Source organism: Verrucomicrobiota bacterium JB022 (assembly GCA_030673845.1).
Lineage (GTDB): Bacteria > Verrucomicrobiota > Verrucomicrobiia > Opitutales > Oceanipulchritudinaceae > WOUP01.
Genome location: JAUTCQ010000019.1, coordinates 98,137 through 125,074, shown reverse-complemented (window position 1 = coordinate 125,074; position 26,938 = coordinate 98,137). Strand labels below are relative to the sequence as shown.

14 protein-coding genes are annotated in these 26,938 nt (G+C 64.5%); 11 read left to right on the top strand and 3 right to left on the bottom strand.

Annotation, left to right across the window (positions count from 1 at the left end):
- From Q7P63_15515 to Q7P63_15500, 4 genes are all read left to right on the top strand, one after another.
- Window positions 1-12,856, top strand: a 12,856-nt coding sequence (locus Q7P63_15515; GenBank protein ID MDP0501501.1) for an amino acid adenylation domain-containing protein, incomplete at its 5' end; no start/stop codon positions are given.
- Entirely contained in the window at window positions 12,804-13,571 is a 768-nt protein-coding gene (locus Q7P63_15510) for a 4'-phosphopantetheinyl transferase superfamily protein (GenBank protein ID MDP0501500.1), read from the top strand. The genes Q7P63_15515 and Q7P63_15510, both read left to right, overlap by 53 nt.
- The gene (locus tag Q7P63_15505; protein ID MDP0501499.1) at window positions 13,568-14,530 is read left to right on the top strand and encodes an acyltransferase domain-containing protein; all 963 of its coding nucleotides are present in this window, start codon (window positions 13,568-13,570) and stop codon (window positions 14,528-14,530) included. The genes Q7P63_15510 and Q7P63_15505 overlap by 4 nt, the downstream gene beginning before the upstream one ends.
- Window positions 14,531-14,554: 24 nt before the next feature.
- Window positions 14,555-15,754 carry a diaminopimelate decarboxylase gene (locus Q7P63_15500; protein MDP0501498.1) on the top strand — a complete coding sequence of 400 codons (1,200 nt, stop codon included), beginning with the start codon at window positions 14,555-14,557 and terminating at the stop codon, window positions 15,752-15,754.
- 56 nt (window positions 15,755-15,810) lie between these two features.
- Here Q7P63_15500 and Q7P63_15495 read toward each other — a convergent pair whose 3' ends face one another.
- Window positions 15,811-15,990: a hypothetical protein gene (locus Q7P63_15495; protein MDP0501497.1), complete on the bottom strand. Its 180-nt coding sequence runs from the start codon at window positions 15,988-15,990 to the stop codon at window positions 15,811-15,813.
- Between the two features lie 38 nt (window positions 15,991-16,028).
- Complete coding sequence (locus Q7P63_15490; GenBank protein MDP0501496.1) at window positions 16,029-16,568, bottom strand: DUF697 domain-containing protein; 540 nt, start codon at window positions 16,566-16,568, stop codon at window positions 16,029-16,031.
- 248 nt (window positions 16,569-16,816) lie between these two features.
- Between Q7P63_15490 and Q7P63_15485 the strand changes: the two genes are divergently transcribed.
- The 7 genes from Q7P63_15485 to Q7P63_15455 are packed head-to-tail and all read left to right on the top strand — an operon-like array spanning window position 16,817 to window position 25,064.
- The gene (locus Q7P63_15485) at window positions 16,817-17,968 is read left to right on the top strand and encodes a prohibitin family protein (protein MDP0501495.1); all 1,152 of its coding nucleotides are present in this window, start codon (window positions 16,817-16,819) and stop codon (window positions 17,966-17,968) included.
- Window positions 17,965-19,161, top strand: a complete 1,197-nt coding sequence (locus tag Q7P63_15480) for a spermidine/putrescine ABC transporter substrate-binding protein (protein MDP0501494.1) — start codon at window positions 17,965-17,967, stop codon at window positions 19,159-19,161. The genes Q7P63_15485 and Q7P63_15480 overlap by 4 nt, the downstream gene beginning before the upstream one ends.
- A complete protein-coding gene (locus Q7P63_15475; GenBank protein MDP0501493.1) occupies window positions 19,148-19,924 on the top strand; it encodes a methyltransferase in 777 nt (258 codons plus the stop codon). Before Q7P63_15480 ends, Q7P63_15475 begins: the two co-directional genes overlap by 14 nt.
- A 4-nt stretch (window positions 19,925-19,928) precedes the next feature.
- A complete protein-coding gene (locus Q7P63_15470) occupies window positions 19,929-20,615 on the top strand; it encodes a class I SAM-dependent methyltransferase (protein MDP0501492.1) in 687 nt (228 codons plus the stop codon).
- Window positions 20,612-23,119 (top strand): hypothetical protein, encoded by a 2,508-nt coding sequence (locus Q7P63_15465; protein MDP0501491.1) that lies wholly within the window; start codon window positions 20,612-20,614, stop codon window positions 23,117-23,119. The genes Q7P63_15470 and Q7P63_15465 overlap by 4 nt, the downstream gene beginning before the upstream one ends.
- The gene (locus Q7P63_15460) at window positions 23,116-24,408 is read left to right on the top strand and encodes a hypothetical protein (GenBank protein MDP0501490.1); all 1,293 of its coding nucleotides are present in this window, start codon (window positions 23,116-23,118) and stop codon (window positions 24,406-24,408) included. Before Q7P63_15465 ends, Q7P63_15460 begins: the two co-directional genes overlap by 4 nt.
- A complete protein-coding gene (locus Q7P63_15455; GenBank protein ID MDP0501489.1) occupies window positions 24,399-25,064 on the top strand; it encodes a hypothetical protein in 666 nt (221 codons plus the stop codon). Before Q7P63_15460 ends, Q7P63_15455 begins: the two co-directional genes overlap by 10 nt.
- Before the next feature lie 6 nt (window positions 25,065-25,070).
- Here Q7P63_15455 and Q7P63_15450 read toward each other — a convergent pair whose 3' ends face one another.
- On the bottom strand, window positions 25,071-26,723 hold the full coding sequence (locus Q7P63_15450; protein ID MDP0501488.1) for a cyclic peptide export ABC transporter: 1,653 nt from the start codon (window positions 26,721-26,723) through the stop codon (window positions 25,071-25,073).
- Between the last annotated feature and the right edge of the window lie 215 nt (window positions 26,724-26,938).

The window sequence follows — 26,938 nt, the reverse complement described above, 5'->3', positions numbered from 1 at the left end:
CGTTGCGGTCGACACGATGTGCTCGTCGTCCTTGAGCGCGATCCATCTGGCCTGCGAGAGCTTGCGGCGCGGCGAAAGCGAGCTGGCTTTGGCGGGCGGGGTCAACCTGATCGTGCACCCGCAGAAGTACGCGCTGCTCAGCCAAGGGCGGTTCGCCTCGACCGATGGACGTTGCCGCGCTTTTGGCGAAGGTGGCGACGGCTATGTACCCGGCGAAGGCGTGGGCGCGGTGCTGCTCAAGCCGCTGGAGCGCGCGCTGGCCGATGGCGATGCCATCCACGCGGTGATTCGGGGCAGCGCCCTGAATCACGGCGGGCGCCTCGCGGGTAGCGGCTACACTGTGCCGAGCCCCTTGGCGCAAGCCGACGTGATCCGTCAGGCGCTGGAAGATGCGGGCGTGCCGCCGGAGTCGATCAGCTACATCGAGGCCCACGGCACGGGCACCGCCTTGGGCGATCCGGTCGAAATCTCGGGCTTGTCGAAAGTCTTCGGGCAAGCCGGTCACGCGATTGCGGTCGGCTCGGTCAAGTCCAACATCGGGCACCTGGAGTCGGCGGCGGGCATCGCCGGGTTGACCAAGGTGTTGCTGCAGCTCAAGCACCGACGGATCGCGCCCAGCCTGTTGCACCATCCGGAGGGTCAGCTCAACGCCAAGATCGACTTTGCCTCAACGCCTTTTGTCGTGCCGACCGAAGGCCGCGAATGGGCCTCAACGACAGGACCGCGCCGCGCTGCGTTGAGCGCCTTTGGCGCCGGCGGCAGCAACGCCCACCTGATCCTTGAAGAAGCCCCGGAGGCAGCTCCTGCGCACGAACTCGCCAGCCCGCAGCTCATCGTGCTGTCGGCCCAAAACAAATCCCGCCTACAGGCAATGGCACGGGAACTGGCGGCGTGGCTGGAGGCCGCCAATAATGGCTCCAATGCACTGCCTCGCGTGGCCGAGCTGCTGGGGGTGAACCCGAGCGACCTCTGCCTCGACGATTCACTGACCGACTGTGGCCTCAGTGCCGACCAGATTCGTCAGCTGGCTTCAGAATCTGGCCGCGATGCTTTGACCGCTGAAACACACCTGCACGAACTGGCGGGTGGCAATCGGCTGCCGCTGGCGGCCTTGGCGGCCACGCTCCAGACGGCGCGTGAGACTATGCCCGAGCGGCTCGCCTTTGTGGCCAGTTCGGTTTCGGCAGTGATCAGCCATCTGCGGAATTTTCTGGAGGGGCAGGCGCAAGACCTCTGGCTAGGCCGCGTGGAAGAGGAGGCCGAAGACTCCTTCGATCCCTTCGACCTTCCGCTCGACGAAGTGGCTCGACGCTGGGTGGCCGGCCAGCCGGTCACCTGGGCGGTTTCAGGCCCGCGCCTGCGCTTGCCGGGCACCCTTTTCGGCGGTCGCGCGCACTGGATCCGGACGGCTGCAGCGACTCCGGCAGCCACTTCCGCGCTGCTGCATCCGCTGCTGCATCGCAACGTTTCACGGCTCCACGGGGCCGCATTCGAGACCACCTGGCAGGCGAGCGATAGCCTGCTGCGCGACCACCAGATCCAGCATCGTGCTACCTTGCCGGGGGCGACATGCGTCGAAATGCTGCAAGCAGCCGCTGAGCTGGCGACGGGAGAAAGCCCATCAACCTTGACCGATATCGCATGGCTCCAGCCGCTTCAGGTGGCCGACGGGCCGAAGACGACGCGTCTGGAGCTTCAGCCGCAAGGGGATGCGCTTCGGGCGAGTCTGCGCAGTGGCGATACCCTGCTGGCGCAGGCCACGATCGCCTCGACTCAGGCCTTGCAGGCCCCCACGATCGACCTCGCCAGATGGCGGGCCGAAGCTTCAGAGCCCGTGCCTCTCGGCGAATTCTATCCCGAAGCAGCCCGGCGCGGTCTCTCCTACGGCCCGACTCTGCGCACACTGGAATCCGTTTGGCGTGGTCCTGAAGCGGTCGTCGTCCAACTGCGGCTGCGTCAGACCGGCATATGCCGTTTCGCTCCCGAACTGCTCGACGGGGCCTTACAGGCGACGGCGTTTCTGGGCGGAGATGAAGGAACAGGCTGGCTACCCGTCGCGCTCGAACGGGTGCAACTGCACCAGCCGCTCGGGCCCGAGGTGTGGGTGCGGTTGGTCGAATCTTCCCGCACCGCCGACGAACGCGTCTTCAAGCTGACGCTGGCCGACCCGACCGGCCTCGTATGCTTGCAGCTCGATGGGCTGCACGTGCGCCGCCTTTCACCGGAAAAGCCGCGAGGCCCCGCGCCCTTGCTGCTGCACAAGATTTGGAAGGGTTGCCAGACGACTTCGCGGACGCCCTTCGAAACCGTTGTCACTGCGCGGGAGGGTGGATGGCAACTGAATGGCCGCGACTACCCCATGGCGCAGACGGTCGAACTTTGGGCGTCGTTGCGCGGGATCGACCGCCTGCAGCTTACCCTGGACGCGACAGACCCGCTCGGCAGCCTCTCGAGCTTTTTCCAAGGCGCGCTGAAGGCAGGCGTGAGGGCGGTCGAGGTGGCATGTGTGGTGGGCGACAATGTGCGCCTGGCTGCGGCGGTTGCCGGCTTCGGCCGGAGCCTCGCCCGGGAAAATGCCGCTTACCGGCTCGTGAGCATTGAGGGACCCATCTCCAGCTGGACAAACGACCCTTTCATTGAGCATCTGCGCAAGGGGCAACGTCCCGCCTGGCAAGAGCTGGCAGCCACTCCCGCCCAAACCCGCCTGCGAAAGGGTGGGGTCTACTGGATCACGGGCGGAGCGAGCGGAGTGGGGCGCCTTGTAGCGCGCCACCTGGCTTGTAACTACCAAGCTCACCTTGTTCTGAGCGGTCGCCGTAGTCCAGATCGTGAAACCGAGTCGCTGCTGGCAGAGCTGCAAACGACCGGGGCGGCGAGCGTCACCTACCTCGCCTGCGATGTGGCTTCCCGAGCGTCGGTGGACACTGCGGTCGCGGCGATCGAACAGCAGCATGGCCGCCTGCATGGCATTTTCCACAGTGCGGGGGTCTTGCGGGATCGCCTGCTGCCCAGCAAGATGGCCGAGGACTGGCAGAGCGTTGAAGCCCCCAAGGTCGACGGCGTGCGCCACCTCGATGCCGGCACCGTGCACCTCTCGCTGGACTTCCTGGTGCTCTTTTCCTCGATCGCGGCAGAGCTGGGCGGCATGGGGCAGACGGATTACGCCTTTGCCAACGGTTATCTGGATGGATTCGCCGCCTGGCGGGAGGCCGAGCGCCTTGCCGGGCGCCGTAAGGGCGTTTGCCGCTCTATCAACTGGCCGTATTGGCGCGAGGGCGGGATGCGCCTGTCTGACGCCGCGCTGAAGGCTCTGGATGCCAACCTCGGCCTTCAGCCCCTGGAAACGGTGGCTGGTTTGGAGGTACTGGAGACGATTCTGGCCGCCGCTGCGCCGCAGGTGATGGTGCTACCGGGAGATACCGCGCGCCTGCGCAGCCTGTTCTTACCTGCCGTAGACAAGCCTCTCGTTGCGTCCACCCCGACGAAGGCGCGTCCAGGCCGCTCGGCGGCTCGTCTGGTGACAGAGGTGCTGGCCGAAGTGCTGCGCGTGCCCGTGCCCGACATCCGCCTACAGGAAAAGCTGGACCGCTATGGGGTAGACTCGGTCGCCGCGATGGCCCTGACCGATGCACTGGAGCAAAAGGTTGGTAGCCTGCCCAAGACGTTGCTCTACGAGTGCGACACCGTCAGCGCGCTGGCCGAGCAACTGCAAGAGCTACACCCCGAAGCCTTTAAGGAAGACATCGAAACGGCTCCGACGCCTGCTCCAGTCCCGATGCCATCGCTCATCACAAGCACCATGGCTCTGGAGCAAATGACGACCGCAGACGACGCCGTGGCCGTGATCGGCCTGAGCGGTCGCTACCCGGCATCGCCAGACCTGGACACGCTGTGGGAGAACCTTCGCCAAGGACGTAATTGCGTGGGCGAGATCCCGGCAAGTCGTTGGGAGGCGGAAGGCGCAAGCGGCAGCCGGTTCGGCGGCTTTATCGAGGGCATCGAAGACTTTGACCCGCTTTTGTTCCAGATTTCGCCGCGCGAAGCCGAGCAACTCGACCCACAGGCGCGTCTGTTTCTGGAGGCGGCATGGCACGCGTTTGAAGATGCCGGTTACTCGCCGCTGCGCATCGCGCGCGAGCAAGACATGGCGGGCGGAGCGGGCGTATGGGTCAGCTCGATGTATCAGCACTACCCATATTTGTTGGGAGACACTGAGGCGGCAGCGCGGCTGGCGAGCGGCGCACATTGGACGATCGTTAACCGCACCTCCTACTGCTTCGACCTTCGGGGGCCGAGCCTGTCGGTCGATACGGCCTGCTCCGGATCGCTGACGGCCTTGCATCTGGCCTGCGAGAGCATCCGCCGGGGAGAGGTGCCGTTTGCCTTGGTCGGCGGGATCAACCTGACCCTGCATCGGGGCAAGTTTGCCGCCCTGCAACAGATGAACCTGCTGAGCAAGGGCGATGAGACCCGCAGCCTGGGGCAGGGTGACGGCTTTGTCGCCGGCGAAGGGGTAGGGGCCTGCATCCTCAAGCCGTTGGCGGCAGCCCGGCGCGATGGCGACCGTATTTACGGCATCATCCGGGGGAGCGCAGTCAACCATGGCGGCCGCACCAATGGCTTTACGGTGCCCAGCGTGCAGGCGCAAGCGACCCTGATCGAGCGGGGACTGGCGCGGGCGGGATTGCGGCCGACCGACATCGACTGCGTGGAGGTAGCAGCCAACGGCTCGCCGCTGGGAGATCCGATTGAATTCAGCGCGTTGAAACGTGTCTTCCGCAGCGTAACGACTCCCGTGCGTCTGGGTTCGGTCAAGTCGAACCTCGGGCACCTGGAGGCGGCCTCGGGTCTCTCTCAGCTGACCAAGGTGCTGCTGCAGTTTCAGGCGCAAACCCTCGTGCCCACGTTGCATGCCGATCCCTTGAACCCGGCGGTAGAGTTAGGTGGCACACCCTTCCGCCTGCAACAGACGGCGGAGCCTTGGACCAGCGACAAGCCCTGCCGCGTGCTGATCGACTCTTTTGGGGCAGGTGGGGCCAATGCCATGCTCGTGGTCGAGTCGGTCGTTGCCGCCGAGCCTGCAGGGACTTTCCCCGGGGCGCAGCTATTGCCGCTCAGCGCCCGCACGCCCGAAGCCCTGCGGCGCCAAGCCGCCAGCCTGAGGGCTGTGCTGGCAGGCAAGCACGCGCAGACGCCCTTGGCCGATGTCGCCTATACGCTCCAGATTGGGCGGGCGCAGCTGGCCGAGCGTCTGGCGCTGACGGTGGAGAATACCTCCGAGGCCGTCGCGGCGCTGGATGAGTTTTTGAGCACCCAGTCCCGCCGGGGCACTCATTGGGAGCGGGATACTGCCGATGCTCGCCTGGCCGACGCTTTCGACGCCGCCTCGCTGCAAGCCTTCGCCGGTAGCTTGCACCGCCTCGCCCTGCTGTGGATCAAAGGGGCCGAGGTGGATTGGGAGCAAGTCCTCTGGGCGCAGCGTCGGGCACGGGTCGTATCGCTGCCGGGCTATGCCTTTGACCGCGTGCGCTGCTGGCTGCCCGATTCTGTCTCTCCGCAGCCGCCGGTTGCTCAGGTGGTCGCGTCCACACTGGAATCGCCCTCCGCAGGTGGTCTACGCGAAATCGTGGCCGAGCTGCTCAAGCTCGAGCCAGCGCAGCTCGATGCCGATTGCGATCTGCGGGACTATGGCTTCGATTCGCTCCTGGGTCTGCAACTGATCCAGCGCCTGCAGGAGACCTTTGGCGTCAGCATCTCGCCGGTGGAGCTGTTTGATCAGCCGACCCTGGCCGCGCTGGAGGCTCGCTTGCCCTCGGCAGTGTCGGTCGAAAAGAGCGAGCACACTTCCGCCTCATCGCGTGAGCCCTTCGCCTTGTCCCGAGGCCAAGCCGCGCTGTGGTCGCTCGCCCGCCTCGATCCCGACGACTACGCCTATAACCTGCCCTGTGGTTTCCGCATCCGTCAGGCATTGGATACGCATGCCTTTGCGGAAGCGCTCGACCGGGTGGTGGCACGCCACGAGGCGCTGCAAGTGACGGTAGAAGTCGTCGACGGGCAGCCCCGCCAGCGCTTGCTTCCAGAGCCTCCGAAGCTCGAATTGATCTCCTGGAGTGGCGTGGAGGAGGGCGAGCTTCCCGACCGCTTGCTGGCCCTGGGGCGGGCACCGTTCACCCTCGAAGGCGGTCCCCTGTTCCGGGCGCAGCTTGTGCAGCTCGGCGCGGCGGATTACGCGTTGGTGCTGACGGCCCACCACATCGTTTTTGACGGCATGTCGCTGACCGTCCTGCTCGGTGAGTTGATCAAGGCCTACGAAGCATTGCGACGCAATCAACCGGTTGAGCTTGAGCCCTTGCCGGCCCAATACCGTGATTTCGTGGCCTGGCAGCAAGAGATGCTGGCCGGTTCGCAAGGCCTTCGCGCCCGCCAATACTGGACCGAGCGCCTTGCGGGAGAGCTGCCTCAGCTTGAACTGCCGACCGACCGCGCGCGTGGCGCTCAGCCAAGCCCTGGAGGCGCAGTTTTCACCGCCGAGCTGGACGCCAGCACGACCGAGCAATTGAAGGCTTTGGCGCGACGTGAAGGCGTGAACCTCTTCACGCTGATGTGCGGCACCTGGTGTGCACTTCTACACCGTTACTCAGGCGAGCGCAGGATCATCGTCGGCACTCCCGTGGCAGGCCGCCCGCATTCGGCCTTCGGGCACCTCGTGGGCTACTTTGCCAACCTGATGCCGCTCGTGCAGCACATCGAGCCGGAGACGCCCTTTCGCGATCTGCTGAAGGACTTGCAGCGGGCCTTGCTGGAGGGCGTGGAACACGGCGACTACCCGTTCAGCGAGCTGATCCATCACCTCGATCTGGAGCGCAGTCCCGACTCCAACCCCGTATTCCGCGTCGTCTTCGGCTTCCAGAACTGGCTGACGAGCCTCGACGCGAGCACGGCCGAGCTGCTCGCCGCCAAGGGTGAGGCGGGTGACCGTCTGGTGCTCGAAACCATCCCCGAAGTGCACCAGAGCGGCGAGTTCGACCTGATGCTCTCGGTGGTCGAGACCAGTGGCAAGTGCCTCGTATTCTACAAATATCGTCCGGCTCTTTTCGACGAGGCGACGCTCGCACGCATGCATCGCCATTACGTGGTCATCCTGCAGGCGGCACTGGCCGATGCCGCGCGTCCGGTGGCAGCCATCCCGCTGCTGGACATGCAGGAGCGGCGTGCCTTGGAGGCCCTGACTACGGTGCCATCTCCGGCTTACCCCCGCGAGCAGAGCATCGAGGCGTTGTTTGCGGAGCAGGTCGACGAGCATGGTGAGCGCACTGCCATCTCCTGCGGCGAACGCAAGCTGACCTACCGCGAGCTGGAGCACCGGGCCGACTGCTATGCCTGTGGCCTGCTGGAGCATGGGGTGAAGGCGGGCGATGCCGTGTGCCTGCGTGCCCACCGCTCCGTCGATTTTGTGGCCGTGCTGCTGGGGATCCTCCGGCTGGGCGCCTATTACGTGCCGATCGATCCGACTTATCCGGAAGCACGGGTTCAGCACATCCTGGAGCTGGTATGGCCCCGCATCTTTCTCGACGAAAGCGGGTCGCGCGACGCGCTAGACTTCAGCACCGTTTTCAAGCGGGGAGTCAACAGCCACCGCCCGCTGCCCGAGATCGACCGGCAAGGCGATAAGCGCCGGGCCTATGTCATGTTCACCTCTGGCAGCACGGGTGAGCCCAAGGGCGTAGAGATCCCGCACCGGGGCATCGTGCGGCTGGTGCGTGGCAACTGTTACAGCCCGCTAGGCCCGGATTGTCGCGTGGCCCATCTCGCATCGGTGGCATTCGATGCCGCTACTTACGAGATTTGGGGGCCACTGCTCAACGGCGGGGAGATCGTGCTCTACGAATCTACCGAGATCGTGGTGCCGGACCTCGCCAACTTCCTGGCGCGAGAGCAACCGACGGCGCTGTTCCTGACTGCCGGGCTCTTCGACCTCCTGGCGCGAGAGCACGCCGCCTGCTTCGCCGGTGTGCAACGTGTGCTGACTGGTGGCGATGTCGTTTCGCCTGTCGCGGTGCGTGCGGTGCAACAGGCCGCCCCTGATTGCGAAGTCGTCAACGCCTATGGGCCGACCGAAAACACGACCTTCTCGACCTATTTCCTCGTGCCTAGCGATTGGGCAGGGGGCGCTCTGCCGCTGGGGAGCTCGATTGCGCACACGGAAGCCCTCGTCTGTGATGCCTCTGGCCAACCGGCACCGCTCAACGTCTGGGGCGAGATCTGCCTCGGCGGGGACGGCCTTGCGAACGGCTACTTTGGCAACCCAAAGCTCACCGCCCAAGCCTTCGTCGCGCACCCGCTACGCGCCGGCCAACGCATCTACCGCACCGGTGATCGTGGCCGCTGGCGGGCCGACGGCCTACTCGAATTCGGAGGGCGCCTCGACCGGCAAGTCAAGATCCGAGGCTTCCGCATCGAGCTGGGCGACATCGAGAGTGCGTTGCAGGAGCACCCGCAGGTCGAACAAGCTGCCGTCTTCATCTCCGAACGCCCGCACGTGGGCAAACAGATCGAAGCGGTGCTGGCCATGCCGGGGCAGCTGCACCCGAGCGAGCTGCGGGCCTGGTTGCGCGATCGCCTGCCGCCCTACATGCTGCCCGCGCAGTTCCACTTCGTGCGCGAGCTGCCGCTGAACCGCAACGGCAAGGTGGACCGCAGCCGCCTGGCGGCACTGGCGGCCGAGGCACGCCCGGCGAAACAAGCTGCCGCTTTGCCCCCCCGCGATCCAGTGGAGCGTCGCCTGGCGGAGATCTGGCAGCGCCTGCTCGACCGGGCCGACCCTGTTGGCAGGGAGGACGATTTCTTTGAACTGGGTGGCCATTCACTGGTGGCGACGCAGTTGATCACGATGGTGGAGCAGGAGTTTGGCGTGCAGGTATCGCTCCGCACTTTCTTTGCAGAGCCTACGGTAGCAGCACTGGCCCGGTGGGCAGCCAATCCCGGTGACACGCAAACACCGGAGGCCGACGCCGAACAAGCCCCGGCCTTGGCCTCGCTGACTGCCGGACAGGCGCAGCTCTGGTTTTTGCAGCAAGTTGAGCCCTCCAGCTCGGCCTACAATGTGCCGCTCTCGCTCGACATCATGGGCGAGTTGGATGCACCGATGTTGATCGCCTGTTGGCAGACGCTGGTGGAGCGGCATGAGGCCTTGCGCACCCGCTTTGTCGAGCTCGATGGCGAGCCCCGGCAGGAGCTGTGCGCAGATTGGCCGAAACTGGAGTTCGTCGATGCAGAAGCGGCCCAAGGCTCGCAGGCGCTCGACTGGGTGCGCCAAGACGTAGCCAGTGGCGTTCGCGAGGCCTTCGACCTGGCCGCCGGTCCGCCTTGGCGCGGTCGCGTGTACCGCGTCGCCGCTCAGCGCCATGTCGTCTGTCTCAATCTGCACCACATCATTGTCGACGGCTGGTCGGCTGGCCTGTTGCTGCGCGAATTGGGGCAACTCTACGAGGCCAACTTGCGGAGCCAACCCTTGACCCTGTCTGCTCCTGGCCGCGGCTGGTTCCAGATCGCGCAGGAAGAGCAAACGTGGCTGGCCTCGGAGGCTGCCGAAGCCGCCAAGGGCTACTGGCGCCGCGCATTGCAGGGGGCTCCTCCGGTGAGCGTCTTCCCGCCGGACCGTTCGCGCGGGCTCGCCCCGGCCCGGGGTGCCAACCTGCCGTTCGCCGTCCCCTCGGCTTTGCAGGCGCGTTTGTTCGAATTCTGCCGCCGCGAGCGCGTGACCCCCTATACGGTGTTGCTCGCAACCCTGGCGTTGCAGCTACGCCAGTGGACGGGCGAAGACGATTGCGTCATCGGCACTCCGGTAGCCAATCGCAGCCGTCCGGGTGTCGACTCGGTGGTGGGCTACTGCGTCAATACCTTGGCCATGCGCCAGGCACTGCGCGAAGACGACACCTTCCGCCGTCTGCTGGAGCGCGTAAGCCGCCGTAGTCTGGAAGCGTTCGAGCACCAGCGCCTGCCCTTCGACCGTGTGGTCGAGCTGGCCGGAGTGGAGCGGCGCACCGGGGTCAACCCGCTCTTCCAGATCATGCTCTCGCTGGAGAACAACCCGAAGAGCGCCCTGTATTTTGGTGAGGCGGAAGTCCAGCGCTTCGACTTCCCCTACCAGGATTGCAAGTTCGACCTCACGTTTGAATTCTCTCAGGTAGGCCAAACGCTGGAAGGCTGGCTCGAATACGACGCGTCTCTCTACGACCTAGAAACCGTCCAGCGCATCGCCAACGGGTTTGAAGCTCTGCTCGCCTGCCTGCTGAAAGGGCCGGATACGCCGTTGCGAGAAATCCCCGCCGTATCGGTAGCGGAGGTGCAAGCGCTGCAGCAACTGGGCTTGCCACCCGCTCCGATCCCACCGGGCAGTCCGCTTTTCCTGCAGCGCTGGGGCGACCGGGTGCAGCAAGCGCCGCATGCCGTGGCCGTGCATGAAGGCGATCGCCGTTGGACTTACGAAGAAATCGACCGCCGTTCCTCCAGCCTTGCCGCCGCGCTTGGCCGCCAGCCCGCGCCGTTTGTCGGAGTGCTGCTCGAGCGCTCGACCGAGCTGGTGGTAGCCATCCTCGCGATCTGGAAGGCCGGGCGAGCTTACCTGCCACTCAGCCGCGAGCTTCCGGCGGCTCGCCTGCAACAGATCGTGGCGGATGCGGGCCTGCAAACGGTGATCGGCGACAGCGCCGACCCCCTGCCCGAGGCCCTCGCCACCTGCACACGGGTAAAGGTGGATGCAGTGGGCACGCCGCATGGCTTCACGCCTGCGGTAGTCAAAGCCAGCGACCCGGCCTACATGATTTACACCTCCGGCAGTACTGGGCGCCCCAAGGGCGTGGTGGTGACTCACGGTAACGTGGCCGCTCTCTGCGTCGCCATGCCGATGGCCTACGAGCTGGGCGCGCGCGACCGCGTGCTGCAATTCGCCTCTCCGCTCTTTGATGTATCCGTCGAGGAGCTTTTCCCGACCCTCGCAACTGGCGGCACCGTGGTGCCGTTCCCGGCTGGCGGGCCGCTGGAAGCACGCGAATTCGAGCTTTGGCTGGCCCAGGCGCAGCCCACCGTCCTGAATCTGCCGACCGCGTTCTGGCAACACTGGGTGCGCTCCAGTGCTGCTGCGGGTTGGATGCCCGAGTCGGTGCGTCTGCTCATCGTGGGAGGCGAGGCTCCCAGCCCGGAGGTCTACGCCCTTTGGAGGCAACGCCATCCCCGGGTCCGCTGGCTCAACGGCTACGGCCCCACCGAAACGACGGTGACGACCACGGTGTTTGAGCCCGGGGCGGATGCTCCTTCCGGCGGCATGCCGATCGGGCGCCCACTGGCCCACACGCAAGCCTTGGTCATGGATCCCGGCGGAAATCTGCTGCCGCGCGGCGCCACCGGTGAGCTGTGGCTCGGCGGCCCGGCCGTCGCTCAAGGCTATTGGCAGCGCCCAGAGCTGACGGCGAACGCTTTCGTCCACCACCCGTTGACTCCAGACCGCCTTTACCGCACGGGAGACCGCGTCCGCTGGAATGCCGCCGGTCAACTGGAATTTCACGGGCGCATCGACGGTCAGGTAAAGGTGCGCGGCTTCCGCATCGAGCTGGGCGAAGTCGAAGCCTGCCTGCACCAGCATCCTGCCGTGCTCAGCGCGGCGGTAGCCGTCAAAGGGCAAGGAGAGGGCGCGTTCCTCGCCGCTTACGCCGTGTTGCGCCCCGAGGAAGAGGCAGAGCCCGAAGAACTGCGTGCCTACCTGATCGAGCGCCTGCCGCCTGCCGCCGTGCCGGCTCGCGTGCTGCTGCTGCCTGCGCTGCCGCTCAACGCCAGTGGCAAGATCGACCGCCGTGCCTTGCCTGAGCCCGTCGTCGAAGCATCCAAAGCCTCAACGCCGGAGCCTACGCCCGCCGAAACCAAAGTACTGGCAGTGTGGCGCGAAGTGTTGCATCAACCCGCACTGGGCGTCACCGACGACTTTTTCGCGAGCGGCGGCCAGTCCCTGCTTGCGGTGCGTCTGGTGGCCCGCCTCCGGGAGGCTGCCGGGCTGGAGCTGAGCGTGGGAGAGCTGATTGCACACGGCAATGTGCGCCGTCTGGTCGCAGCAAAGTCGACGACTTCTGCCTCCGTCCGCCACCGCCATCTCCATACCCTGCAATCGGAGGGTGATGGCTCGCCCCTTTACATGTTGCCCGGTGGCGACGGCGAATGTGCCAGCCTGCTTGCCCTCGCGCACGGCCTCGGTCGAGACCGTCCCTTCCATGCGTTCGAAACGCCGGGGCTGCGGGGCGAGTGTCCGCCGCACCGCACGATAGAAGCGATGGCGAGGGCTCTGCTGCGTCTGATCCCCGACCCGAAGCGCGGCTGGTGGCTCGGCGGCTGGTCGATGGGCGGTGTTGTAGCCTTCGAGATGGTGCGCCAGTGCGAGCACCTGGGCTTGCCGCTGCCGCAGGGCCTGGTGGTGCTCGACAGCTTTTTCGCCAGCGAGATCCGCCATGTCGATCCTCATTGGACGGGCGACGAGGCGAAGGTGGGCGAAAACGGCCACACGCAGCCCTTCCAGCTGTTCGAGCCCAACGAGGAGGCGCTGGTATCCTATGCCCCCACCGGCGCGATCCATGTGCCGGTTTACTTCTTTGAGCCGCAGCAAGACTTCGCAGCCTCGTTGCGTGCCGCCTCCCGTCGCCGCTGGCGCAGCCTGGCCCAAGGCAGCTTCGAGACATTCTCCGTACCCGGCAACCACTTCTCCATGCTGCAGCACGCCGTGATGGCACCGCTGGCCGAGCACTTGCGCGCAATCTTCCATGGCCAACCTTCCACTGCCTACCGTGCGTCTCCCCTCCCACTCGACGATTGACCTCGGCCTCCAGCGCGAGGGGCAAGCTGTCGCGGCGGTATGGTCGAGCGCAAGCGACGATCTGTCGACGCTCGAAGCGACGGCCGCGGATTGGCTGCACCCGGCGGAATTGGCGCGCCTGTCCGAGTTACGCTTCACGGCCCGGAGGCGCAGCTTCCTGCTCGGGCGTCGAGCCGCGCAGCAGGCCTTGCAACACCTGCTCGGGCTGCCGGAGGGCGAGCGACTGGAGATCCGTTCCGGCGTGTTTGGCTTTCCCGTCGTAGCCTCGACGGACGCTCGCCGACCGCAAGTCAGCCTATCGCACACGGGCGAAGTCGCGGTCGCGGTCGCGTTTTTTGAAGATCACCCGCTGGGCATCGACATCGAGGCGATCTCGGTCGACCGCATGGAAACGGTCCTGCGTCACGCCAGCGCCCACGAGCGGGCGTTGCTGGAGGCGCTCGACTGCGCGCCCGAAGTCGCCACCACCGTGCTCTGGACCTGTAAGGAGAGCCTCAGCAAGATCCTTCGCACCGGCCTGATGACGCCGCTGGAGGTCTACGAGCTCGACAACCTGACGGCACATGGCGAGGGATGTTGGACGGCCTCGTTTCGTAACTTCGCCCAATACCGGGCCGAGGCTGGCATCGCCGGATATGCCGTGCAGGCGCTCGCGCTTCCCCGGCGAACGATGCTTGGCAGGGCCGATGTCTTTCGCCACGTTGCCACCGCATGACTTCTCCGCGCATCACGTTCCTGCTTTCCGGGCAGGGTTCGCAGCACTTTCAAATGGGGCGCGAGCTGTATGAACGCCACCCCGTGTTCAACTACTGGATGCGCGAGGGCGATCGCCTGCTGCGAGAGCGCGAAGGGTACGGCTTTCTGGAGACGCTCTACGATGCGGGCCGTAAAAAGAGCGACCCCTTCGACGACCTGGCGCTGACCAGCCCGGCCCTCTACACGACCGAGTATGCGCTGGCCCAGACGCTGGCGCATCACGGCATCGTGCCGCAGCGGCTGATCGGCTTTAGCCTGGGCGAATTTGCGGCCCTGGCGATTGCACGCGCGGTGACTTTCGAGCAGGGTCTGCGGGCCGTATCTCACCAGCCCGCGCTCTTTGCCGACTGTCCGCCGGGGCGCATGATCGGTATTCTGGCCGGTGCCGACTCGGTCGCCGCCAGCATCACGGCACCCTACGAGGTGGTGGCAGTCAACGGCCCACAGCACTGCGTGATCGCGACCGCAGTCGAGCATGTTCCGGAAGTCGTTCGCGGCCTTGAAGGTGCCCGGTTGTTACACCAGGTGCTGCCGGTGCCGCTGGCCTTTCACTCCCGCTGGATCGACCCGGCGCGCCGGGCTTTCGCCGAGCGCTTTGCCGGTCTGCAGATCGCGCTCCCGCAGGTAGAAGTCTGGGGCGGGCGCAACGTAGCCTGGCAGGAAGGGGAGGGCGCCGCCCAACTCTGGGATGCCGTCCGCGCACCGATGGACTTGCCTGCCGCAGTCGCGCGCGCCGAAGCCGCCGGCCCTTCACTCTTTATCGACATCGGCCCCTCCGGCACGATGGCAGGCCTCGTGCGCAAGCTGCTGAACCCTTCCAGCCTCTCGCAGGCACACCCGATTTTCAGCCCCTTTGGCAACGAAGAGAAGGCGCTCCAACGTCTGCTGCAGTTGATCCATACCGCAAGCCCAGTCTGACGCTCAATGTCGCAACATGCATCCATGGCAGAGCTTTTTTGGTGGCAGCGGCGAGACCTTGCCTTTGGTCACGAAGGCCTGGCTTTGGCCGGCCAACCCCTCGCCGAACTGGCCGAGCAGGAGGGCACGCCGCTTTACGTTTATTCCCTCGCGCGCATCCGCGAAAAGGTGCGGCAGCTCCAGCAGGCGCTGAGCACGGTCGACGCCGCCCGCCGGCTCTACTATGCCATGAAAAGCAACCGTCATCCGTCGATCCTTCGCCTGCTGGCCGAAGAGACGACGGTGGGCATCGATGCTTGCTCGCCGGGCGAAGTGCGCCGCGCGCTGGAGTGCGGATTTGTGCCCGAGCGGATCTCCTTCACCGGCTATGCTGTGTCGCGCTCCGACTGGCGGCAGCTACTCGCTTATCCCGGTCTGCGGATCAACTGCGACGGGTTGAGTGCGCTGCGCGAGGTGGGCCGGCAGGCACCGGGGCGACGGTTGGGCCTGCGGCTCGACCCGGCCCTCGGGGTGGGTTATCGCGGCAATCGGCTGGTCGAATACAGTGGCACGGCCCCGGCCAAGTTTGGGATCCGCGCCGACGATTTACCGAAAGCGCGGGAGATTGCCGAAGAGCACGGACTGGTCGTCGAAGGGCTGCACTGCCACGCCGGTTGCGGCTACCTCGGTCCTCAACTGGAGCAGTGGAGCACCGTGCTCGCCTGCGTCGCGAGCTGTGCGGCAGCATTCCCCGCGCTGCGTTACGTCAATCTGGGCGGCGGGCTGGGCACCCCGCGCCAACAGGGCGACGAAAGGCTCGATCTTGCCGTATGGGCCGAGGTGGTGCAGCGACATTTCGGCGGGCGGGGGCTGGAAATCTGCTTCGAGCCGGGCGACTTCCTCGTGAAAGACGCCGGGGTGCTGATCCTCGAAGTGGCGAGCATTGACCACAAGGCCGGCGTTACCTTTGTGGGGCTCAACGGCGGCTTCAACCTCCACCCCGAGCCCGCTTATTACGACCTGCCGCTGCCTGCCGTGCCCGTGGCACCTCGGGAGGGCGCATGGCGGGCGGTGACGCTGACCGGCAATATCAACGAAGCCCTCGACGTGTGGGCGCGCGACCTGCCCATGCCTCCGCTGGAGATTGGCGACCGCGTGGCCCTGCTGCATGCAGGGGGTTACGGGGCCGCGATGAGCTCACAACACTGCTTGCGGGGCGAGTTCAGCGAATACGTTTTGCCATAAAAAAGCTCCCGTCGCCATGAGGCCAGGGGAGCCGGAAAAAGTATTTGCCGCAGAAACTAGGCCGCTTGAGCCGGGCGGGTGTCTTGCGCGAGCAAAACGATGAGCCCGATGAACGGCGTGAGGATCAACGACACGAAAAAGTTACCCCAGAAGCCGAACTTCTTCTCCTTGCCCAAGTAAGCGAGCACGAGGCAGAAGATGACGTAGGGAGCGATGCTGACGAGTGAAGCGGTCATGATCTTGTAAGCTTTTTAGGGTGACGGACAGAAATGGCTTAGGCGACGGCTTGCTTGCCGCGCTCGTAGAACTTGTTGAAGGTGCTCTTGGCCTTCGAGAGGTCGATATTGAGCAGGTTGCCGCCGTTGGCGAAGTGCTCGGCGAAAACGCGACCAACGCCGTAGGTGATGCCAGCTGCGGCGGCAGGACCGGCCGTTAGCGAAAGCAGTTGCCCCACGCCGGGGATCACCTTGAAGCCGCTGGCAAGGAAGCGTTGCAGCAACGGGAAGATGCCGAGCGCACCCACCACGGAGCCGAGGGCGATTTCAGCCGTCTTTTCGTTGTGATCCACACCGTAGGCCTTGCACAGCTCCACCAGCATTTTCACCTGCACGCCAGAGATCACGGCGAGGTCGACGAGGGGGAGGGGAATCACGCCGCCGCCAGCCGCAAAGGCTGTGTAACGGTTGATGATCGCTTCGGCGTGGACATCGGGCGAAACCTTGACGGCGGGCGCGGTTTCGACGGCGTCCGGCGCGGACGCTTCGGGAGCGCTTTGGGTGGGCTCTTCAGCGGAGGAACGACTCTTTTCGGCCATGGTACAGAAATGGGCGTGGTGAAAAACGACAGTGGTGGAGACGTTGCGAGAAACGCTCCATAAAAATCTGCGCAAGTGGCCCATTTTGCAACAGGTAATTCCTTTTCGAAGCAACTATTTCATGTTCGTTACACCAGCGCCATGAGGGATCTTCGAATCACGAATGAAAGGGGCCCCTCGGCTCTTGACGCCGCCCCAACTACCACCACTATCGGTGAAGCCTCTGCTGATACTCTCACCTGTTGCCAATGAACCTGCAAAAAATCCGGGCGAACCTGCGCCAGAACTGGAAGGAGATGGGCCCGAAGATCAAGGTAACGCTGTCCATCTTCCTGTTCGTCTTCGTCTTTCTCGTCATCATTTTTTCCGACCGCATCTTCATCAATATCTACCCGGGTGAGGCCGGGGTCTTGTGGCGCCGGTTCGACGGGGTGAAGCATCAGGCAGGCACCGACATGCAGCAGGTCTACGGCGAAGGGTTTCATATCATTTGGCCGTGGGACAAGATGTACGTCTACAACGTGCGCATCCAGCAGGTGATCCACCACTTCGTCGCGCTCAGTAATGACGGCCTGGCCATCGATTTTGACCTCTCGATCCGTTATCGGCCAAGGGTGGAAGAGCTGCCTTTGCTGCACCGCGAGATCGGCCCGAATTACGTCGAAAAAATTGTACAGCCCGAGGTCCAGTCCGAAGTGCGTTCCATCGTAGGCAAGTTTACGCCCGACGAGATCTACACTTCGCAAGGCTTTATCATCGAGACCATCCTGCAAGGCACCTTGCTTGCGCTCTACGACCGCTATGTGGTTCTGGACGACTTGCTGATCAAGGAAGTCCGCCTGCCCGAGCGCGTGCGCGAAGCGATCGAAAACAAGCTGCGGGCCGAGCAGATGGCACTGGAATGGGACTACCGCATCGTCCGCGAGATCAAGGAAGCCCAGCGCAAGGAAATCGAAGGGGTCGGGGTCCAGCGCTTCCAGGAAGAAGCTATGTCCGACGTCGCCCGCTTCAACGACTACCTGCGCTATCGGGGGATCGACGCGACGGTGCAGCTTGCCACCTCCAACAATGCCAAGGTGGTGGTGGTCGGCAACCGCGACGGTCTCCCCTTGATCCTGAACATGGCCGACAGTGGGCAACTAAACCCGGCCAAGCCCACCGACCAGTATTCGGCGCCTCCCAGCGTGTCCGAGACCGATCTTTCGCAAGACGACCCGGAGCAGACCCGTATCAACCGCGAAAAGCAACCGACGGAGCAGGCGATGCCCAAGGTCGCCGTGCCGGCCGCGCCCAGCTTCGATGAAGCCGAGACGCTTTACCCGCGCGTGATGCGCAATGCGGAAAACCCACTCGCGCCCATGCCCGAGCAACAGGATTCGAAGCGAGACCCCTCCAAATGAATCGGCCCGCCCACGCGTTTGCCTGGCTCGGCTGGCGGGGTATCTGGGCGTGCTTTGCCTTGATCCTCTTCGGCTGCGGCCCGGTCTACTCACCCGAAGAGCTGAACCGCGCCGGCCAGTGGACCCACCTGAAGCTGGAAAAGCGGACCTTCCCGCCCGGCACGGTGGTGCGTGCGCTCGTCTGGGGCCGCTACTTCGACGAAGAGGTGATCCAGCGCTTCGAAGACTTCTACCAGATCGACGTGCAGCTCGATACCGTTATGACTAACGACGAGATGCTGAAAATCCTGGAAGAGAAGCCCGGCTATTACGACCTCGCGATGCCGACCGGCTACATGGTCGAGACGATGCGCGCCCGGCGACTTTTGACGACGCTGAACCCCGACCTGCTTCCCAATGCCGTCGGGATCCCGCCCACCTGGCGCGAGTTGCCCTTCGACCCCCGCGCCCAGCTCAGCCTCCCTTACTATTATGGTGCACTCGGCTTCGGCTTCGACATCGCCTATGTCGACGGCCTGCCCACCAGCGCCAGTATCGTGCTCAGCGAAAAGAATGCACGCCTGTTCGAAGGCATGGCCGCCTTGCCCGACGACGCCCGTTTTGCCTTGGGCGCGACTTTGGTTTACCTCGGTTATTCAGCCAACTCCACGAATCGCGACGAGATTCGCGAGGCGGCAGACCTGCTGAAAGAGTTCCGTCGCCAAGGCAATATCTTCGAGAGCGACTACATCGTAGACACCATGCTGGAAGGCAAAGCTTCCCTCGCCCTTATGTGGAGCGGAGACGCCACCCTCGCCGCCAGCCAGATGAGCAACATCCGCTTCCTCTTGCCCGATGAGCAGGTCATTACCTTTTTTGACTGCTTTGTGATCCCGGCTACGTCGCAGCAACCCGAGCTGGCGCACTTCTTTCTCAACTATCTGCTGGAGCCCACCGTCGCGGGCCAGATGAGCAACTACTCGCACTACATGGTGACGAACCTCGCGGCGCGGCCTTACGTCAAGCGCACCATCCTCAACGGCCCGGCAGCGCTCATGCCGCCTCCGCAGCGCACGGTCATGATCGAGTCGGTGGGAGAAATGGAAGCGTTTTATGAAGAGGTCTTCGCCGAAGTGAAGGCCGTGGAGCCTGTCTCCCGCCCGGCATCTTATCCGCCTTACCTGCCTCGAGCCTTGAAGTATGGAAGGAACTGACGACCTGCGGACGCTGTTGCACGGTTTGAAAGGCGAAGTGCTGCTCGCGCTTGCGGCCGAGGGCTCTGCCGAACGCTTTGCCCGCATGTTGGCCGAATTCCGCGCCGGGACTCCTGCCGCCTACCTGGCGGGCTTTTTCTACTTCATGGGCGAGTTCTTCACGATCGACGCACGCGCCTATATCACCGACGGCGAGGCCGAGCACCTGGTGCGGGCCGTCATCGCCGAAGCCCAGGCCTTTACCGCCGACACGGGGCGCGCTCCTCGCATCCTTGAAATCGGCACTGGCGCCGGCACGCTGGCCCTGACGGTAAAAAAGGCCTTGCCGGGGAGCATCGTCTACGGCTCCGACGTCGACCCCGATGCGCTCGATGTGGCGGTCGAAAACGCCAACCTGCAACGCTGCGAACTGAAGCTGCTCGAAGGCAGTCTGCTCGACCCTTGGCCTGAAGCCGAGCCGCCCGACATCGTCTTTGCCGACCCGCCCTGGGGCACCCGCGAAGACCTTTACGACGACGAGCGCGACGCCGCCTTCTACGACCGGATGCCCGAGCTCTCCGCTTACCCGGCGGAGGGCCGCACGGCGTTGCACGAGGCCATCGTGGCCGACTACGCCGCGCGGGGCTGGACCTGCCGCCTGCTGATGAACTTTGGTGTCATCGACGTCGAGACGGTCAAAAAAGTGGTCGCTCCGCTGCAGGCGTCCCTGATTCATCCGATACCCGGTATAACGGTAGCGATCTGCCGTGGCCCTCGATCCTGATCCCATGCAGCGCCTGAACGAGCAGAACAAAGCGGCCTGGAATGGCCTCTACGCCGCTCGGCCCGAGCTTGTCTGGGGGCGAGATCCGCTGCCCTTTCTCGCCAACTGGCACGAGCGTTTTCTGCCCTTTGCCGGCCGCACCGGAGAGATTCTCGACGCGGCGACCGGGGAAGGGCGCAACCTGCCATTCGCGCTGAGCCTTGGCGCGCCCGTCTGCGCCAGCGATGCCTCTGCGGCTGCACTGGCCAAGATCCCGCCCACGGTACGAGAACAGGTCCATACCGTGCAGGCCGATCTTGGTGAGCTGCCGTTCGAGGACGGACGCTTCAGCCTCATATTGCTGCTCGATACGCTGGAGACGCTGCCGGCACCCCATGAGGTCTTGCGCGAACTGCGCCGTGTGCTGCGCCCCGATGGTGCTCTGTTCGTTAACCTGCCCGACCCGGGAGAGAGCATTGCCGGCGTAGAGATGGAGGACCTGCCGGAGGGTAAAGGCTTGCTCTATCAACACCGTTACTATTTTCGTTTCTTCTCCTCCCCGGAAGCGCGCACCCTGTTGGGAGAATGTGGTTTAACCGTGCTGGCGGAAGGGGAAGAGCGCTGGCAGGAGGCGCCGCACCCCGGTTTCCGTGATGCCCCCCATTCGCACTTCAGCCACGTCTTTCTTTGCCGGCCCGCTGGCTCGTCATGACTTTGAGCAACGCGCAGGGTGGGGTGGCGACGCGGCTCTGGCTCTTCGGCCTGCTGGCGGGCCTGCTTTCGTTTGGATTTGCACTGGGGCTCAGCGCGAGCGACGGCCTCTTCCTCTCGCAACTCGGTGCGGACAAGCTCCCGCTGATCTACCTGCTCACGCCCTTTCTCATGGCGGGCTACATCTCGCTCTTTTCGTGGATTCAGGTCCGCGTCTCGATCGAGGGCACGATGAAGATCGTCGGCGGTATCCTCGTGGTGGGCGGTTGCCTCGGCGCGCTCGCCATTTGGCTCGAAAGCCGGGGCGTCATCGGCGAATGGCTCTACTACGTGCTCAAGCTCTACGTCGCGGTCTGGTGGATTGGCCTCTACACGCTCATCTGGAACTTCGTGGAAGCCTACTTCGAGGTGTCGGAGGGCAAGCGGCACTTCGGCGTCATCGCAGCGGCCAGCGCGGGGGGCACCATCCTGGGCGGGGCGACGGCATCGTTTTTCGCCGGTCAACTGCCGGTGTGGGGCTTCTTTCTCGGCTGGGCAGTGGCGGGCGCAGCTACCTGGCCTGTGATCCGGCAGATCGAGCGCCGTTGCCAGAACCTCGATGCCCTGCGCGAAGAAGACCGCGAGGATGAGCCGAGCCTCGTAGCCGTGCTGCGCGAGACTTTTGCCAACCTCCGTCGCTCGCCCTACGCCCTGTGGGTGGCGCTGCTCTACTTTTCGCTGCCGCTGCTCAACACCCTTTCCGAATATCTCGCCTACGAGCAGTTGGAGAGTCTCGCGACGGAATCCGGTCTCGTTTCTCTCTTTGGGCGCCTTTACGCTATCGCTTTCGGGGTCAACCTCGTCATTTCCCTCTTTCTGTTCCGGCCCCTCGTGCAGCGCTTCGGCACGCGCGGTCTCGTGCTGGTCCAGCCTGCCGCCTATTTCTTCGTCTTTGTCTGGTTCTCGGTCGATTACGGGCTGCCGGTCGCCTTTGCCGGCTTTTACGCCTACCAGACGCTGCTCGTCTCGATCGACAACAACAACGCCAACATCCTCTTTGCCGCACTGCCCCTGCGCAGTAAGCGCCAGATCCGCACCTTCATCGAAGGGCTGGGTGAGCCGGTGGCGATTGCCGTGGTGGGGGCCGTCCTCTTCTTCTGGGGCGAGCTGTCGTTGCACGTGTGGATTTACACCGGCTTGGGGCTGACGCTGTGGCTCTTTTTCGTGGCAACTCGGGTGCGCGGGCTCTATCAGAGCGGAGTCGCCGCCAACCTGCGCGCGTCGCAGCTCGACTTCTCGGCCGTGGTCGGGCAGGGGCAGCAAAAGCTCGGAGTGGCGGACCCCGTCGCGCTGGCCGGCGGTGCCATGCCGGTGAAGCTCGACGAAGAGGCGCTGCGCCCGCTGGCCCGTCGCTTCCTCGCTGGCAACACCAGCGCGGCGGAGGAGCAAACGCTACTCGCCAATACCATGCCCGGCATGCGCACGCTGGCTCTGGAGGTGGCGCACCACTTCGCTCATTTCACACTCCGCCGCCGAACGGTGGGCCTCGAAGTGATCCGCCGGGCGGAGGAACCAGGCGCGTTGCCGGTCCTGTTCCGCCAGACCCGCTACCTCCCACGCGAGACTGATCTGCAGGTGAGGACTCTGGCGCGGGAAATGGGCACGGTCGCCACGCCCATCCTGCTGGCAGCCTACCGCGACATCGCGCAACCTCGCCCGGTACGCTCTGCCGCGCTGCATGCGCTGGAAGAGACCGCTTTTTCTCAAATTGAGCAGGCTTGGCCGGAGGTGGTCGACGGCGCGCTCGCGCGCAGCACTGCCGGGCTCGCTTTTGCCCGCTCGTTCCTGCCGGGAGACGCCTGGCCCGAACAGCTCCTGCGCCGCGCCGCCGTAGAGAACTGGCGCCGCGCCACCGAGTGGTCGCTCGAAAACCTCGCCGCTGTGGGGCTGACGCCGCCTTATGCCGCGCTGTATCACGGCTTGAATGCCGAGGACTCAAAGACCCGGGCCGACGCCTTCGAGAGCGTGCTGGAGGGGCTGGATCGCCAGACCGCCAATCGCCTGAAGCCCTTGCTCGAAGCTTACTTGCAGCCCGACCGCTCGACCCAACAAGAACCGGTGCCGACGCCGCCCTTGCAAGAGCTGGTGGCGTCGAACAACGATCCGCAACTTGTGCGCTGGGCTCGACTGGTTTTGCATCAGCGCGGAGAAGCCACCCTCCTGCCCGAGGAAGTGGCGCAGGATGCCGCTGACCTGCACGCGGTTGACGGCACACACCCACCAAGCACCGGGCGGATTCTCGTTGCCTTGCTGCGCACGCCCATCTGGCAGGCGCTGACGCTCGACGAGCTTACCTTTGCCCGCAGCCTGGCCACTTGGAATGCCAGTAACGAGGACAGCACCGCCTTGACCGTAAACGTCCGCGCCGGGTGGACCTTGCAGTGGTCGCCTGAAGCCATGCGGGCGCTGGCAGAGATCTTTCCTGCCTTTGCGCTGGCCTGCACACGAGAAAGGAGCCTGCCGTGAGGCACATCCCGATCCGCCTCCAGCTCTTCCTGGGCGCAGGCTGCATGTTGATTTCGCTGGGTGCCGCCGGGGCCTTGGCCAAGCTGGTGTATCACCATGTGCACGGCACCATCGAGTCGTCTTTTGCCGAGCGCCTCCTGATTGCCGGCAGTATTACCGAAGCCGCTCTGGACCCCCAGTTGCATCAGGCCGTGACGGTAGAGGTAACGCAAAAAGGTGAAATCGCCCCTGAGAGCCCGCTAGCAGTCGACTACAGCCATGCCGTGAAGCTCTTTCGCGAGTTGCAGAGCCGCATGGATGCTACCTACCTCTACACCTTCGAGCTGCGGGAAGGGGAAGAGATCGTTTATCTGTTCGACGGGTCGGTGGGCGAGAATTTCAGCCCCGCAGGCACCGTCGACGAACTGCCCGAAGGTATGCGGGCTCTCCTGCGAGAGGGTCTGCCCGACCCCGTGATGGCGCAAGCCCGGGAGTGGGAGCAGTGGGGGCTGATCAAAACGGCTTTTTTCCCTTTCCCCCAAGAGACTGCACCGGAGGGATTTGCCTTTGTGGGCGCCGACATGACGATGGACCGTATCGAGCAGGAGGCGAGCGCTGCCGCCGTTGCCTCGCTGGCCGGGGCTAGCTTGAGCATCCTGGGTGCCGTGCTGCTCTCGCTGTTTGTGGCCCGTTGGCTGACCGCGCCGTTGCAGCCACTGCGGAGCTTCGCGCTCGGCATTGCCGGAGGCCAACTGGAAATGGCTCCGCCTGTACTGCGCATTCGCGAATTTCGCGCCCTCGCGCAACGTGTCGACGCCATTCGGGAGCGACTGCAGGCCTTGCGTCGCGATCAGCAGCTGACCGTGGACCCAGCACCGCAGCCTGCCGCGGTTCTTTTGCCCACGGAGGAAAGCCCGCCACCCGCCATGCCGCCGTCGACAGGCGCTACGGGCCGCTTGTACCATGCTCTCCGCTCCCAAGCCCCATGGTGTCGGCTGACCGAGCGCCAGCGGCTGATCTTGTTGGGGCTGGCCGAGGAAACGGCACTGGAGGCCGGGGCGATCCTCTTGCGAGAGGGCCTTTTGCCGCGCGCCGTCTTTCTCGTGTTGGACGATCAAGGTCGCCTGAGCGCGCTGGGCTGGCAGGAAGCAACGCTCAATCGCCCGTCGAAAACCGACACCAGGCTGCTGGCTTCAGCCCTCGAAACATTCCAGATCCGGCGGAGCGACTGGCAACTTTATGTGGCCTTGGCGGGCGGTCTGATTGCCGACCTGGCTTTGCGCAGGGAGGAGGCGACGCCATGCGACTGAGGCGCTACATCTCATTTGCGCTCGTGCCCGTGCTGGGCCTGTTTGCGCTCTCGCTGGTGGTGACGCTGCTGTTGTTCGAGCGCCCGCAAGCGGCAGCAAACCGCGCGGCGGCGGTCGAGACGGCAGCCGAAGGCATCGAGGTGGTGCTGGCCCAGGGCGCGGCAGTAGAGCGCTTCCCGCGTGTCTACCAAAACCTCCATGATACGGTGCCCGAGCTGTATGTGGCCTTTGACTCGGCGACGCAGGCTCGGTTGGGTGCTTTGCCGGAAGCACTGGCATTGCCGGCCAACCTCGCTGCGGGCTCACAGGTCGTGGGCGATTGGCAACTGGAAGTGCGCGACCTGCCGGGCGGGCGTCTGTATGTGGCCGGTCCGGCTCCGGCAACGGTTTATCGTGAGGCTGCCTTCTGGCTGCGCACCTTGGGATGGGCCAGCGCGTTCGTTCTAACCGGATTCATCGTGGCTTGGGCACTTGAGCGCCTGATCGTGCGCGAATTACGCAAGGCGGAGGCGGGACTGGAAGGGCAGAATCTCACGGAAGTCCACCTCGTCGAATTTCAGGAGCTGGGCGAAAGCCTCGGCACGCTGGCAAAGGTGGTGGAGGCCGAAGAGCGGGTGGCCGCGCGGGCCGACGCCGAACGCCAGTGGCGTGCATAGCGCCAACTAGCCCTGCCGCTCCGGAACCTGCTCGCTCGCGATGTTACCGTATTCCATCGTGATGATGCGGTCGGCCACTCCGAAGTAACGGTCGTCATGCGAGATCACCACGATGGTTTTGCCGGAGGCACGCAGCTCGGGCAGGATCTTTTTGTAAAAGCGGTCGCGGAAAGGCGGGTCTTGGTCGGCCGCCCATTCGTCGAAGAGGTAAATCGGGCGATCTTCCGCCACGGCAGCCGCCAGTGCCACGCGTTTGCGCTGGCCGGTCGAGAGGTCGATGGTGGTAAAGGAATCGCCCACGACCGTCGTTTTGTCGGCAATCTCCAGCTCCGCCAACACGTCGCGCACATGCTGCCGGGCCGTTTCGTCGAGCCCATATAGGCGACGGAAGAGGTGGAAATCGGACAGTACGGCAGCAAAGTGCGAGCGGTAGTGCGGCAGGTCTTCGCGGCGGACCAGCTTGCTGTCGAGGTAGATGTGGCCAGCGTTGGGGTGGCGCAAACCTGCCAGCACGCTCAGGAGGGTCGTCTTTCCCGAGCCGTTGCCGCCCACGAGGAAGAGGATTTCGCCCTGCTTCAGCGTCAGGTTAAGCGGGCCGACGGAAAAGCTCGACTGCTCGGCGGCCTGATTGCCGTAGTGGTAATAGACGTCCCGCAGCTCGATCTGGTTCCACGTTTTGGAGGCGGGCTTGGGCTTTTGCTGGGCCATGCTCTCGTCCATCTTGCTGTCGAGCAGCTCCTCTATGTGCTGCAGCTCTCGGATGGCGACGTTGGCGTGCGCGAGGGGTACCATCGAGGCGATAATTTCCGCGATCGGCCCGGTCAGAAACAGCGTGGCAGAAATAATCTGCATCAGCACAATGGGCGACGTGCCGGAAACCTTCGGCACGATAAATACGACGGAGGCGATCAGCACGAGGAAGAACGCCTGCGCGGCAATGATCACGTTGGCGTATGCCCGTTGTGCGCGGTTATTGGCCTCCAGCACTTGCTCGGTGGTTTGCCGCATGTCGTCCTGGATGAGGCCGTCCGCCTTCCGCCGGTCCAGCTTGACTTCCTTGAAGCCGGAAAGCAGCTGGCTGAGCTGATCGACAAAGATATTCTCCGTCTGGCGCGCACGCACCAGTTCGCTCTGGGCGGCACCGCGGATCGAGCCGAACACGTAGTAGCCGAACACGCTGACCGCTGTGATGATGATGACGCTCGGCAACGAAATGAAGGCCAGGTAGACGATGGTGCAGCCGACCATGAGCAGCGAGGCGCAGGCGGAGGTAACGGCCACGGAGGCTTCGGAAAGCTTGGCCGTGTCGGTGCCGCAGGCGTTGTAGATGCGGGAACGGCCCACCTGCTCGAAGTTCTCCAGCTCGGTGTGGTGCAGCTTGTCGATGATGCGGAGGCGGATCTGCTGCGAAAGCTTCTCCGCGCTGGCCGCCACACGATACATAAAAAAGCGTTTGGCCGCCACAAATACGACGAGCGCGAAGAGGAAGAGAAACAGCATCTTCGTCGTCGACCACTCGAAGAACAGGGCGACAGCCGCCTCATTCACGATCATCATCACCGCCGCCTGGGCGATGCCAGCCGCCGTCGCCATCGACAGGCTCAAAGTCGTCAGAGCAGGCGACTCCTTACGGAGATACTTGAAATAGGTGAGATCCATGAGACAGCGCCACGTTTTATTGGGTAAACAGCCCGAATTGGCAAGCGAAAGCTGGAGCCGCCAGTCAAGACAAGAACGCCCTCAAGATCAGAGACTTCTGTAGGGAGAAACAGATGCGTATCCTCCTGAAATCGCTCGCCCCCAATCGGCTGAAAACGATCTCTGTAAAACGCAACCTTCTAAGCTTTCTGCTTCAATTCAAGGCTTGCCTCACG